The following is a 12,235-nucleotide window of genomic DNA, read 5'->3' as shown; positions in this document are numbered from 1 at the left end:
TGACCGATGCGATGGCGACCGCGCCGTTGGTCGCGGTCACGTCCGGCTCGGCGGACGGCTTGGCCGGCTCGCGCCGGTCGGCATCGGGCTGATCGAGGTCGGAGGTCACGCGCGGGATCCTTCGGGGGTGGCGGCCGCCGCCGCGTGCGCGGCGGCGGGCAGGGCGGCAGCGATACGGTCGAACGCGTCCTCGTCGAGCGCCGCGGAGACGAACCACGCTTCGAACGCGCTCGGCGGCGCGTACACGCCACCGTCGAGCAGGGCGTGGAAGAACGCGGGGTAGCGCCAGGTCTCGCTCGCCTTGGCGGCGGCGTAATCGGTGACCGGGCGTTCGGCGAAGAACACGCTCACCATATTGCCTGCGAATTGCACCTGGTGCCCGACCCCCGCGGCACTCAGTGCCGAGCCGAACAGCTCGCCGAGCCGCTGTGCGTTGCGGTCGAGTGCGGCGTAGACCGCGTCGTCGGCCGCCCGCAGCGTGGCTAGGCCGGCGGCCACCGCGACCGGGTTACCGGACAGCGTGCCGGCCTGGTAGACCGGTCCGAGCGGCGCGAGGTGGTTCATGATCTCGGCGCGTCCGCCGAACGCGGCCGCGGGCAGTCCGCCGCTCATCACCTTGCCGAAGGTGTAGAGATCGCCCGCGACGCCTTCCCGGCCGAACCAGCCCGCACTGCTGACCCGGAAGCCGGTCATCACCTCGTCCATGACGAGCAGCGCACCGTGCTCGGTGGTGAGGGCGCGCAGGCCAGCGTTGAAGCCGGGCAGCGGCGCGACAGCGCCCATGTTGCCGGCCGCCGCCTCGGTGATCACGCAGGCGATCTCGCCGGGGTTCGCGGCGAAGGCGGCGGCGACGGCCTCGAGGTCGTTGTAGGGCAGCACGATGGTGTCGGCCGCCTGCGCGCCCGTCACCCCCGGGGAGGTGGGCAGACCGAGCGTGGCGACGCCCGAGCCCGCGTCGGCGAGCAGCGCGTCGACGTGACCGTGATAACAACCGGCGAACTTGATGATCTTGGTACGGCCGGTGTAGCCGCGGGCCAGCCGGACCGCGCTCATGGTTGCCTCGGTGCCGGAATTCACCAGCCGGACCCGCTCCACCGGCGTGACCCGGCGCACGATCGCCTCGGCGAGTTCGATCTCGGCTTCGGTCGGCGCACCGAAGGACAGGCCGCCGCTCGCCGCGCGGCGCACCGCCTCGACGACCGCGGGGTGCGCGTGGCCGAGGATCATCGGCCCCCAGGAACAGACCAGGTCGACGTACTCGTTGCCGTCGGCGTCGACGAGCGTGCAGCCGGCGGCCGAGGCGATGAATCGCGGTGTGCCGCCGACGGATCGAAATGCCCGCACCGGAGAGTTGACGCCCCCCGGAATCACCGAACTCGCCCGGTCGAAGAGCTGAGCGGAAACCGGCACGGTCGCACTGGTCACGCGCGGAGAAGAACTCACGCGTTCCAGTCTCGCAGCACCGGAAAATCGGTTCGACGACAGGGTGTAGTGCAGTGATGCAGGCCGCAGCCGCCTGGCAACACGCCGAGGTGAGGTTCGCGCGAAATTCGATCGCTGGACGGTTGCCGGTGCGTAGTCTCAGCTCACATTCGTCCATCGTTCGGGAGGGTCTGCATGCGGATTGCCATCGTCAGCGTGGGTGTGCTCGCCGTCGTCGCGGGAGCCGCCGTGACTCTCGGGGCCGGGTCCGCCGCCGCGCAGCCGTTCGATCAACTCGACCAGGCGCGGCTGGCCGTCCCGCTGGACCACACGGCGACCACCATGCTGGCAGGCGGACCGATCCCGGCGCTGGTCACCATGGTCGTCCCGCCGAACCGGATCGGCGCCGGGCTGAAGGACGACTCGGCGATCTACCGCGACGATCGCGGCGCGGTGCACGCAACCCTGCGCCAAGTGGTCCTGGAGGCCGCAGGCCATCCGGACGGGACGGTCACCGTCTATCTCAACGCTCCCGGCGCCCGCAACGGCCGTGTGCTGGACATCTACCAGCACTGGAACTGAGCGGGCGCCGCGACGCCGCCGTCAGGCGTACATGCACGGGACCTGCGCCGACATAGTGTGCAGGAAGCACATGAACCCGTTGTAGGGCCCCGCCGAACCCGAATCCGGCACGAGAATCGGCGCGTCGACCGGGTTCGCGTCCTCCAGGGGCAATCCCGGGTTCGCGCCCGCGGGCGCGGCCCCGATTCCGAGGGCGGCGGCCACGGCAAACGCGGCACAGATCTTCACGGCGAACCGGTTCATCAAACACTTTCCTTCATTGACGCGCGTTCCAACTACGGCCGAAATACTAACGGCCCCAGAGCCATTCCAGCCAAAGCGCACAGTCGGCAGGCGTCGGGCAGCGGACGGAGCGCGGTTGCACGGTAACTCGCTCGCGCGCCGTCCGCAGCGGTTGGCAGGCAATCCGGGGCTACGTGAGGCCCAGGCAGAACTTGGCGAACCCGGTGGTCACCAGGCACGCCAACGGCGTGGGTAGCAAGTGCAGCAACGGTGCGGGCGGAGTAGCGGCGAAGACCGGTGTCACCGGAACAGGCGTTCCGGGAACGGCTTCGGCGGACGCGGTGGCGGGTACGACCGCAGCCGCGCCGATCACACCGGCCGCCACCGCACCGAAAAGTGTTCGCTGGACAGTTGGTTTCATGTCCGTGGCGTTCCCGCGTTCCGCGAGGTCAAACGGCCGCAGACGGACTCGCGCCGATCAGCCGCCGGTCGCGGCGCCGCGGCGACCGCGCCACAGCCGGGCCACGGCGTCGATGGCGAGCACACCGGCCACCGCGACGAGCAACGTGGCCAGCAGCCACCAAGGGCCCGCGTAACGGGTGGCGGTGAAACCCGGGGCGTCGCCGGCCGGCGCGAAGTCGGTGGTGCGCACGCCTGCGCGCGCGCTCAGCGCCGCCGCGATCAGGGCGAGCACGAACAGATCCAGTTCCACGAGCACCGCGACGATCCAGCGCCTCATCGGTCCACTCCGTCCGGACTGCGCTGGACGGCTTCGGTCAACGCCGTTCGCAGCGCCTTGTGGTCTCTGGCCCATGCCTGCACGAGACCGCCGTCGGCCAGCCGCAGACCGATGCCGGTGCGGCGGCGGGGCACCCCGCTCAGCTCGCCGAGCGCCCTGGCCGACTCCCAGTCCTCGTCGTCCCAGGAATCCTCGTCACGCTCGGGAAGCACCTCCGCGATCGAGTCCAGCGGTAGCGACTCGGTGCCCGAACGCAGGGTCTCCTCGGTGAGCTCGACACTGACGTGCCGCTTGCCCGCGACCACCTGCAGGGCGACGAAACCCGCGATCAGCGCGGCGCAGAACACCAGGGCGAACCAGTGCACGGCACCGCCCGTGGCGAATTCGAGGACGAGAACGGCCAGGCACAGGATCGGACCGTAGGCCACCGCGCGCCAGCGGGCGCCCGGTTCGGCGAACAAGACGGCGGCAGCGCTCACGCCGGGCCTCCCGCGGCAGCGCGCGCCGACACGGCGAGAAGTGAGATCAGCGACTCAGGCCGGGCAGCAACAGCACGGCGACGGTCAACACGGCGAACAGGATCAACAGACTCAAGACGGCCAGATCCCGCCGAATGCTGTGCGGCTGCTGGATCACCACTCGCATCGATGCCTCCGATCCTCCGGAGCCATCTGCCGAGTTCCCGCACGTAATACACGACAACGCATGACAAACGACTACCGGTTCCCACGTCCACTGTGACAACCCTCACCATACATGCCGGACTGTCTCGGACAAATTGGGAACGTGTTGCATCAGCGCCCGCCGGGCTGGAAGTACGCGGTGGAATCGGGCCGGTGGGACAGATAGATGGCGCCCACCGCCAGCACCGCCTGCACGATGGACGCGCCGCCCGCGACGAGCGAAGCCGGCCCGGCCACCGCCTCGATCGCCAGCAGCGCGCCGACGCCGATCACCACCACCCACGCGCCGAGCACCGTCAGCACGGTGCGCGCCCATGGCTTGCCGCGCCCGAACTGGTGCACGATCACCGACGCCAGCGCCGCGACGCCGAGCCCGATCAGCACCACGACGACGTAGACCAGCGACACCATCAATTCCGCGCTGGCCATCGTGACCTGCGGATCCTGCACCCTGGCCTGCTCGAAGACCTCTTCGGCGAACGTGCGCCGCTGATCCAGCGCGGCGATCATCGAGGCGATCAACTGCACTACGCCGAATCCGATCACACCCCACCACAGCTGCCGCGCGGTACCGACGTCCTCCGGCATCGGGGGCCGGGCCGGGCCCGCGGCGAACGGTCCCGCCATGTTCGTCACGACAGCCAGTTCGCGGCCTCGGTCGCCCAGTAGGTGAGCACGATATCCGCGCCCGCGCGGCGGATACTCATCAGTGACTCGAGGACGGCGCCACGGCGGTCGATCCAGCCGCGCTCGGCGGCAGCGGTGATCATCGCGTACTCACCGGATATCTGATACGCGGCGACCGGGACCGTCGTGCGATCGGCGACCTCGCGCAGGATGTCCAGATACGACATGGCCGGCTTCACCATGACGATGTCCGCACCCTCGGCCAGGTCCAATTCCAGTTCGCGGATCGCTTCGCGGCGATTGGCCGGGTCCTGCTGGTAGGTGCGCCGGTCGCCTTCCAGCGAGGAGCCGACGGCCTCCCGGAACGGGCCGTAGAACGCCGAGGCGTATTTCGCGGAGTAGGCCAGGATGCCGGTGTCGATGCGTCCGGCCGCGTCCAGGCCGCGCCGGATCGCGCCGACCTGGCCGTCCATCATGCCGCTGGTGCCGAGCAGGTCGGCGCCCGCCTCGGCCTGGGCCAGCGCCATCTCGACGTAGCGGTCCAGCGTCGCGTCGTTGTCGACCGTGCCGTCGGCGGCGAGCACGCCGCAGTGGCCGTGGTCGGTGAACTCGTCCAGGCAGGTGTCCGCCATGACCACGGTCGAGTCGCCCACCTCGTCGGCGAGCACGCGCAGGCCGCGGTTGAGAATGCCGCGCGGGTCGACGGCGGCGCTGCCGACGGCGTCCTTGTCCTCCGGGCGCGGCACGCCGAAGAGCATGATGCCGCCCACACCGGCCGTGACGGCCTCGACGGCCGTCTTGCGCAGCGAGTCAAGCGAGTGCTGCACCACGCCGGGCATCGAGCCGATCGGGCGCGGTTCCGCCAAGCCGTCGGCCACGAACATCGGTAGTACCAATTGTCGTGGTTCGAGTGTCGTTTCGGCCACGAGACGACGCAAAGCCGGGGTGCGGCGCAACCGCCGTGGGCGGTCCATTCCGGTCATGAATCGCACGATACGCCCGGCGTGATCGGCTGTCGCGAGCGCCCGTCGCCCGCTTACGGCCCCCGGCCCGTTACGCGGCGATCGGCCATGTCATCCGACTGATAACGGTGTGTGAAATCACACCTCGCACCGCGCGCGGAGGCGCATACTCCGACTAGGGGCGAGACCCGCTGGGGGACAGCATGACCGATCCGCACATCGACATCTCGCTGGCCAGAGCCGCCGACTTCGAGTCGTGGGTGGCGGTACTGCTGTCGGACTGGTGGCCGGTACTGACCGACGGTCTGCCCCCGCCCGCGTCCGCACTGCGAACCTGGCGCGCCACCGACGCCACGGGGCAGAACTTCAGCGTGGAGTTCCTCGCCCGGCAATCGGCCGGATCCGGGGTGATGCCATGCGCGCACGTGGCCTTTCCCAGCCTCGGCATCCGTCCCGACGAGCACGAGTGGGTGCGCAGCCGCGGTACGCACCTGGTCGGCGGCACCGAGGACGCCGCGGTGCAGCTGCGGTTCTCCGACACCGCCCGCAGCGTCTTCCTGCGCTTGCGGAGCAGACCCTGCCGGGTCCTGGAAGAGGCGGGCCGACTGCTGCGCCCCGGGGCGGAGATCAGCCTGCGGTTCCCCTGCACGACTTCGGGGCCGCTGGACGTGCGGGTGGCCCGCAACAGCGCACGGCACTTGCTCGCCGAGCACAGCGCACGCCATGCCACTCCGGCCGACCCCATGCAGCTCGGTCCGCCGCAGCGGGTCGCCGACATCGGCTGGGCCTTCATCTTCCCGTGGTCGACCACATCCTGGTACCTCGACGGCTCCGTTCCCACGCTTCCGCCGGGCAGCCGAGGGCCGATCGTGGTCGTCAAGGACACCGGACACACCTGGCTGCTGGACAGCCTCCGCAACTACGACGCGCAACTGGCCGCGTACGCGCGGGCGAACGGCTACCGCACCCCGCTCCAACAGGCGCGATGATGGACAACGTGGAATTCGCGGAGTCTCGCGAGGCGGGGTGCTGAGATGACCGAGCGACCGAGCGATGTCGAACTGCTCGCCATGCAACGACGCGCCGAAGCGCTGTGGGACGCGGGCGACGCGGCGGGCGCCGAACACTGGCTGCGCCGGGCCGCCGCGGGTGGCAGCGCGCCCGCCATGGGAATGCTCGGCGCCCTGCTGGGGGCCGACGGCCGGATCGGCGAGGGGATCAGCTGGCTGGAGACCGCCGCCGCGCGCGGCAACGAGGCGGCGGGGATGCAGCTGGGCCTGCTGCACACCGAGCGCGGGAACCTGGACGAGGCCGAGCGCTGGCTGCGGCCCGCGGCCGAGCGCGGATTGCCCGAGGCTCTCTGCAACATGGGCGTACTCGCGAATCGGCGCGGCCGCGACGAAGAGGCCGAGCAGTGGTACGAACGAGCGGTTCGTGCCGGAAACCCGACGGCCATGCGCAGCCTGGGCCTGCACCTGGCGCGTCGCGGCGAATTCGACCGTGCGATCGACCTGCTCACCGAGGCCGCGCGCCGCGGAAGAACCGATGCGATGGCGGTGCTGGGCGCGCTGCACCTGGACCGTGGCGACCGAACCGAGGGTGAGCGGTGGCTGCGCAAGGGCGCCGAAGCGGATGACCCCGACTCGATGTTCCATCTCGCACTATTGCTGCGCGCGGCCAACACGCCTTACCTGGCAGGCGATTTCACCGACCCCGAGGTGCTGCGAACCGCCGCCGCCATCGCGACCGGGCGCACACCGGCGCAGCGGGAAGCTCGGCGGTGGCTGGAACGCGCGGCCGCGCTGGGCCATCCGCAGTCGCTGCGGCTGTTGCACGATATGTGAGCCGCCGACCGTGTGAAAGCCCTTGTGGCCTGCGAACTTTGTCGGTGCCCCCGGGTAGAATCGAAGGTACGTTCGAGGGGGCTTCCGCCCCCGATCGCCACGGGAGGGATGCCAATGCGCACACCACAAACCGTTCTCATCGATCGCCCCTATGCCCCGCTGGAGAAGCGCAGGCTGCCCGCGGGCCGTCCCCGGGCGTGGTACGTCCTGCACAACCGGCGGCTGAAGGCGATGCGCCTGGCGATCGCGCTGCTCGACTCCGGCGTCTACGCCCCGAGTTATGCCACGAACAAGCGAATCAGGCACACCGCCGAGGTGATCGGCATCCGACCTCCGTCCGACGCGACCTGCTCCATGGTCCGCACTTTGATGCGCAAGCGGTACTGAGCGCCGATCACTCGTTCTAGGCTCGCGGTCGCGAAGCGGCATCGCAGCACACCTTCGCGACCGCGCACGAACGAAAGCGCATCCATCACGGTGCCCGGAAATCCCTTGGGCTCACAATCGACGAACGGCACGAGTCCACATCACGATGCGGGTCGTAACGCACCGAACGATATCGACCACCTCGCCGAGATCGGCGTCGGGAAGCCCGATGACGGAGGTCGGGCGCGCAGGCCGACCCCCATCATGATGCGCAACGATGCCCAGCCGGGCGCCTGTTCGCCGGGCAGCGGGCAGCGGGCATCCGCCGTGGGCCCAGCATGTAAACGCAGTCGCCAGCCGGGATCCGCCCTACGCGGCCACAACGGCGAGCTCTGGTCGTAGCGATCGGCCTTACGCGCCCAGCACACCCCAACCACGTCTTTCGAGCGAAGCGAGATCGAGCATGCGCCGTTCGCGGCCCGGCTCGCGTCCGAGTGGCCGCCGCGTACGCGACGGAGGAGCAAGCGGTGGTCGCTCGGACGCGAGCCACCAGAGGGCCGCGAACACCCAGCGCCGCAGGCGCTGGAAAAACCCAACACAGCTACCTACTGCGGCGGCTCTTCTTCCGCGGAGGCGGCAGGAGGCCTTCGGCGCGCAGCCGGGCCGCGTGCTCGGCCAGCGCTTCGACCAGGGGACCGACCTGGGCCACCTCGGGCTGCACGTCCACGCGCAGGCCGAATTCGATGGCGGTCTCGGCGGTCTTGGGGCCGATGCACGCCACGATGGTGCGCGCGTGCGGCTTGCCCGCGATGCCCACCAGGTTGCGCACCGTGGAGGACGAGGTGAACAGGACCGCGTCGAAGCCGCCGGTCTTGATCATCTCGCGGGTCTCCGCGGGCGGCGGCGAGGCGCGCACCGTGCGGTAGGCCGTGACGTCATCGATCTCCCAGCCGCGGTCGCGCAGGCCCTCGGCCAACGTCTCGGTGGCGATGTCAGCGCGCGGCAGCAGCACCCGGTTCACCGGGTCGAACACGTCGTCGTAGGGCGGGAAGTCGGCCAGCAGCCCCTCGGAGGACTGCTCGCCGCTGGGCACCAACTCCGGGTTGATGCCGAACGACCGCACCTTCTCCGCGGTGGCCTCGCCCACGCAGGCGATCTTCACACCGGAGAACGCCCGCGCGTCCAGGCCGAACTCGGCGAACTTCTCCCAGACCGCGCGCACCGCGTTGGTGGAGGTGAACACCACCCACTGGTAGCGCCCGTCGACCAAACCCTTGACCGCGCGCTCCATCTGGGCGGGGCTGCGCGGTGGCTCGACCGCGATGGTCGGCACCTCCATCGGGATGGCGCCGTGCGTGACGAGCCGTTCGCTCATCTCCGCGGCCTGATCCTTGGTGCGCGGCACCAGCACGGTCCAGCCGTACAGCGCGCGCGACTCCCACCAGGACATCTTCGACCGGTGCGCGACCACCTTGCCGATGGTCACCACCAGCGGGCCGACCAGTTCCGAGGCGGCGCTGTTCAGCGTGGCCAGGGTGGCTTCGATGGTGCGCTGCTGACGGGTGGTGCCCCGCACCGTCACCGCGACCGGCGTCTGCGGCGCCATGCCGTGCTCGACCAGGGCGCTCGCGGTCTCGGCGAGATGCCCGGAGGTCGCGTGCAGCACGAGCGGGCCGGGGGCGGCCGCGAGCGCTGCCCAGTCGACCTCGCCGCGCACGTCCGCCTCGGTGTGCCCGGAACCCAGTGCGATGCCGGCGTAGCTGGGCACCGCGGAGCCGTTGGGCAGGCCGGGCAGCACCTCGAAGACCATGTGCGACCTGGTGACGGCGTTGACTTCGGCGATCACCGAGTCGGTGGTCATGGGGTCGCCCGCGACCACACGCACCACGTCGTGCCCGGCGCGCGCTTCGGCGATCAGTGTCTTGGCCACCTCGGCGGGCTCGCCGAGCGCGGGCCGCACGTCGACGGGACGTTTCCCGTCCGGCCCCGGCTCGACCGAGGTGCCGATCAGGGCGAGCACGCCCTTGTCGACGTCCGGGTCGGTGAACGCCAGCGTCGCCCGCCCGATCACCTCACGGGCCCGGACGGTGAGCAGCGCCGGGTCACCAGGACCCGATCCGACGAAAAGGATGCGACCGGGGTGCTTCTTCGTGGCTCGGCTCATGCCTGCACCTCGCTTGCGCTCGGCTCCGGCATACCCGAGGGCACGGTGCCTGTGCTTCCGCTCATCGGCTGTTCTCCATTGGGCTGGGGTTGGGCAAGTCTGTGGCGGGCGAACTCACCGCCCGGGTGGGGGAACCGTCATCCGGTTCGGCGGCGAGCAACTCGCGCGCACCCATGTCGAGCAACTCGCGGGCGAGCGCACGGCCGAGCTCCTCCGCGTCGGCCGGGGCGCCGACCACCGAGGCCCGCAGCACGTCGGATCCGTCGACGGCCGCCGCGCAGGCGCGCAGCGACAGCTCGTCCACGATCCGTCCGTCGTCGTCGAGCGATTCGACCACTTCGGCGAGCGCGCCGATCGGCGCGGTGCAGCCGGCCTCCAGTTCGGCCAGCAGTGACCGCTCCGCGACGACCGACGCGCGGGTGGCCGCGTCGTCCAGTCCGGAGAGGATCTCCACCAGTGCGGCGTGGTCGCTGCGGCATTCCACCGCGAGCGCACCCTGAGCGGGCGCCGACAGCATCTGCACCGGCTCCAAGGCCTCGGTGACCGCGTCCAGCCGGTCGATGCGGGCCAGTCCGGCTCTGGCCACCACCACGGCGTCCAGCTCGCCCTCGCTGACCTTGCGCAACCGGGTGTCCAGGTTGCCGCGCAGCGGGACGACGTCGAGGCCGAGCCCGAGCGCCCGTAGCTGCGCGGCGCGCCGCGGCGCGGAGGTGCCGACCTTGGCGCCGGCGGGCAGCTCGCCGAGCACCAGCCCGTCGCGTGCGACCAGTGCGTCGCGCGGGTCCTCCCTGGGCGGGATCGCGGCGATGGTGAAGCGCGGGTCCTGCGCGGTGGGCAGATCCTTGTAGGAGTGCACGGCGATGTCGATCGCGCCCGCCGCCAGCTCGTCGCGGAGCGCGGAGGTGAACACGCCGACGCCGATCTTCTGCACCGGGTCCGACGACAGGTCGCCTGCGGTCTTGATGACGACCAGCTCGGCCGGCTGCCCGGCCGCGATCAGCGCGTCGCGCACCGTGCCCGCCTGGGTGAGCGCGAGCAGGCTCCCCCGGGTGCCGATCCGCCACGGGGTACGGGTGCCCTCCGCGGTCGCGTTGTCTTCTCGGTGCACCATGGTCATGCCGTCTGCCCCTGTTCCTCGCCGCGATGGCCTGCGGTGAAGTCGTCGGCCAGCGCGATCTCCGCGTCGGCCGCTGTGATCTCCGCATGATCTCCGGCGAGCGCGGTGATCTCCATCGGCGCGGCAACCGCTTGGGCCGCACCTGGTTTGAGTTCGAACAATTCGCGCAGCGCTTCGGCGTAGCTGTCGCCGCCCGGCGTGGACGCGAGCTGCTTGACCCGCACCGTCGGCGCGTGCAGCAGCTTGTCGACCACCCGGCGCACCGTGCGCGCGACCTCGTCGCGTTCCGGGTCGGCCAGGCCGGGCAACCGCGAATCCAGCCGGAGGAGTTCGGCCTCGACCACCTCAGCGGCGCGCTGGCGCAGCGCCGCCACCGTCGGGGTGACCTCGGCCATCCGCTGGCCGGCAAGGTATTTGGCCAATTCGTCGGCCACGATCGACCGCGCGGCCGCGGTGTCGCCTGCGGCGGCGCCCGCCGCCGGATCGCGTTGCAATGTCTCGATATCGATGAGCGTGACGCCGGGCAGTCCGGCCACAGCGTGCTCGACATCGCGCGGCAAGCCGAGATCGCAGAACACCAACGGCCGCTCCACGGTGGCGAATTCCTCGCCGCGCTCGCGCTCGGTGAGCGCGCGGTGGGTGTCGGCGAGCGTCACGACCGTGCCGACCGCACCGGTGCAGGTGACCACCACGTCGCTCGCGGCCATCGCCTCGGTGAGCCGCGACAGCTCCATGGCCTCGGCCTCGACGCCGTGCGTTCGCGCGGTCTCGGCGAGTCTGCGCGCCCGCGCGAGAGTGCGGTTCACCACGATGATCCGGCCGATCCCGGCGCGCGAGAGATGCGCGACCGCGAGACCGCCCATGGCGCCCGCTCCGACCACCGCGGCGGTCCGGCCGGCCAGCGGGCCGAGTACCTGCTGCGCGCGATCGAGCGCCACCGACACCACCGATGCGCCCGCGCGATCGATGCCGGTTTCGGAGTGCACCCGCTTGCCGACCCGCAGCGCGTGCTGCGCCAGTTCGTGCAGGGTCCGTCCGACCGCCTGCTGTGCGTCGGCGGAGGCGTAGGCGCCGCGGATCTGGCTGAGCACCTGCTGCTCGCCGACCACCATCGAGTCCAGTCCGCTGGCCACAGCGAACAGATGCTCGGCGGCGGCCTCGGAGTAACGGACGTAGGCGTGCTTCGTCAGATCGGGCATCGGCAGGCCGGAATGCTTGGTCAGCAGGTCACCGATCTCGGCAAGGCCGCCGTGGAAGGCGTCGACCACCGCGTAGACCTCCACCCGGTTGCAGGTGGAGACGATCATCGCCTCGGACACGCGGCTGGAGGAGATCAGGCGGTCGATCAGTTTCGGCCGGTCGGCATCGGTGACGGCCACCTTCTCCAGGACCGGGACCGGCGCGCTGCGGTGCGAGATGCCGACGAGGAGAACGCTCATGCCGCCACCGTCCCGGCACAGGCGGGGCCAACCGCCGTGCTGTGCTGCATGATTCGCTCGCTGCGCTC

The 12,235-nt window shown here is 70.8% G+C and carries 14 protein-coding genes; 4 read left to right on the top strand and 10 right to left on the bottom strand.

The window, feature by feature from the left end; genetic code table 11:
* Positions 1-105: 105 nt before the first annotated feature.
* Complete coding sequence (gene hemL / locus ACZ6DL_RS11600) at positions 106-1,443, bottom strand: glutamate-1-semialdehyde 2,1-aminomutase (RefSeq protein ID WP_393232942.1); 1,338 nt, start codon at positions 1,441-1,443, stop codon at positions 106-108.
* A gap of 174 nt (positions 1,444-1,617) precedes the next feature.
* On the opposite strand from hemL, the gene ACZ6DL_RS11595 reads away from it, so the two are divergent.
* A complete protein-coding gene (locus ACZ6DL_RS11595; protein WP_040870371.1) occupies positions 1,618-2,004 on the top strand; it encodes a hypothetical protein in 387 nt (128 codons plus the stop codon).
* Between the two features lie 21 nt (positions 2,005-2,025).
* Here the strand turns inward: ACZ6DL_RS11595 and ACZ6DL_RS11590 are convergent, their stop codons facing one another.
* The 6 genes from ACZ6DL_RS11590 to hemB form a co-directional block, all read right to left on the bottom strand.
* Positions 2,026-2,247 carry a hypothetical protein gene (locus ACZ6DL_RS11590; RefSeq protein WP_357034484.1) on the bottom strand — a complete coding sequence of 74 codons (222 nt, stop codon included), beginning with the start codon at positions 2,245-2,247 and terminating at the stop codon, positions 2,026-2,028.
* 169 nt (positions 2,248-2,416) lie between these two features.
* On the bottom strand, positions 2,417-2,647 hold the full coding sequence (locus ACZ6DL_RS11585) for a hypothetical protein (protein WP_466050419.1): 231 nt from the start codon (positions 2,645-2,647) through the stop codon (positions 2,417-2,419).
* A 57-nt stretch (positions 2,648-2,704) separates the two neighbouring features.
* Positions 2,705-2,965, bottom strand: coding sequence for a hypothetical protein (locus ACZ6DL_RS11580; RefSeq protein WP_466050418.1), 261 nt, complete (start codon positions 2,963-2,965; stop codon positions 2,705-2,707).
* Positions 2,962-3,444 (bottom strand): hypothetical protein, encoded by a 483-nt coding sequence (locus tag ACZ6DL_RS11575; RefSeq protein WP_466050417.1) that lies wholly within the window; start codon positions 3,442-3,444, stop codon positions 2,962-2,964. The genes ACZ6DL_RS11580 and ACZ6DL_RS11575 overlap by 4 nt, the downstream gene beginning before the upstream one ends.
* Before the next feature lie 315 nt (positions 3,445-3,759).
* A complete protein-coding gene (locus ACZ6DL_RS11570; protein ID WP_466050416.1) occupies positions 3,760-4,275 on the bottom strand; it encodes a hypothetical protein in 516 nt (171 codons plus the stop codon).
* Positions 4,276-4,280: 5 nt separating this feature from the next.
* Complete coding sequence (gene hemB / locus ACZ6DL_RS11565; protein WP_466050415.1) at positions 4,281-5,258, bottom strand: porphobilinogen synthase; 978 nt, start codon at positions 5,256-5,258, stop codon at positions 4,281-4,283.
* Between the two features lie 182 nt (positions 5,259-5,440).
* Between hemB and ACZ6DL_RS11560 the strand changes: the two genes are divergently transcribed.
* From ACZ6DL_RS11560 to ACZ6DL_RS11550, 3 genes are all read left to right on the top strand, one after another.
* A complete protein-coding gene (locus ACZ6DL_RS11560; RefSeq protein ID WP_466050414.1) occupies positions 5,441-6,226 on the top strand; it encodes a hypothetical protein in 786 nt (261 codons plus the stop codon).
* A 45-nt stretch (positions 6,227-6,271) separates the two neighbouring features.
* On the top strand, positions 6,272-7,081 hold the full coding sequence (locus tag ACZ6DL_RS11555) for a tetratricopeptide repeat protein (RefSeq protein WP_466050413.1): 810 nt from the start codon (positions 6,272-6,274) through the stop codon (positions 7,079-7,081).
* A gap of 114 nt (positions 7,082-7,195) precedes the next feature.
* Positions 7,196-7,468 (top strand): hypothetical protein, encoded by a 273-nt coding sequence (locus ACZ6DL_RS11550; RefSeq protein ID WP_040870381.1) that lies wholly within the window; start codon positions 7,196-7,198, stop codon positions 7,466-7,468.
* 580 nt (positions 7,469-8,048) lie between these two features.
* Here ACZ6DL_RS11550 and ACZ6DL_RS11545 read toward each other — a convergent pair.
* The 3 genes from ACZ6DL_RS11545 to ACZ6DL_RS11535 form a co-directional block, all read right to left on the bottom strand.
* Entirely contained in the window at positions 8,049-9,611 is a 1,563-nt protein-coding gene (locus ACZ6DL_RS11545) for a bifunctional uroporphyrinogen-III C-methyltransferase/uroporphyrinogen-III synthase (protein WP_466050412.1), read from the bottom strand.
* A 61-nt stretch (positions 9,612-9,672) separates the two neighbouring features.
* Positions 9,673-10,728 carry a hydroxymethylbilane synthase gene (gene hemC, locus ACZ6DL_RS11540; protein WP_357131122.1) on the bottom strand — a complete coding sequence of 352 codons (1,056 nt, stop codon included), beginning with the start codon at positions 10,726-10,728 and terminating at the stop codon, positions 9,673-9,675.
* The gene (locus ACZ6DL_RS11535) at positions 10,725-12,167 is read right to left on the bottom strand and encodes a glutamyl-tRNA reductase (RefSeq protein ID WP_466050411.1); all 1,443 of its coding nucleotides are present in this window, start codon (positions 12,165-12,167) and stop codon (positions 10,725-10,727) included. The genes hemC and ACZ6DL_RS11535 overlap by 4 nt, the downstream gene beginning before the upstream one ends.
* Positions 12,168-12,235: the final 68 nt, after the last annotated feature.

This window comes from Nocardia sp. NPDC041819, from assembly GCF_055590505.1.
Note: the sequence above shows the minus strand (reverse complement) of the source record. Positions and strands in the feature narration are given on the sequence as shown.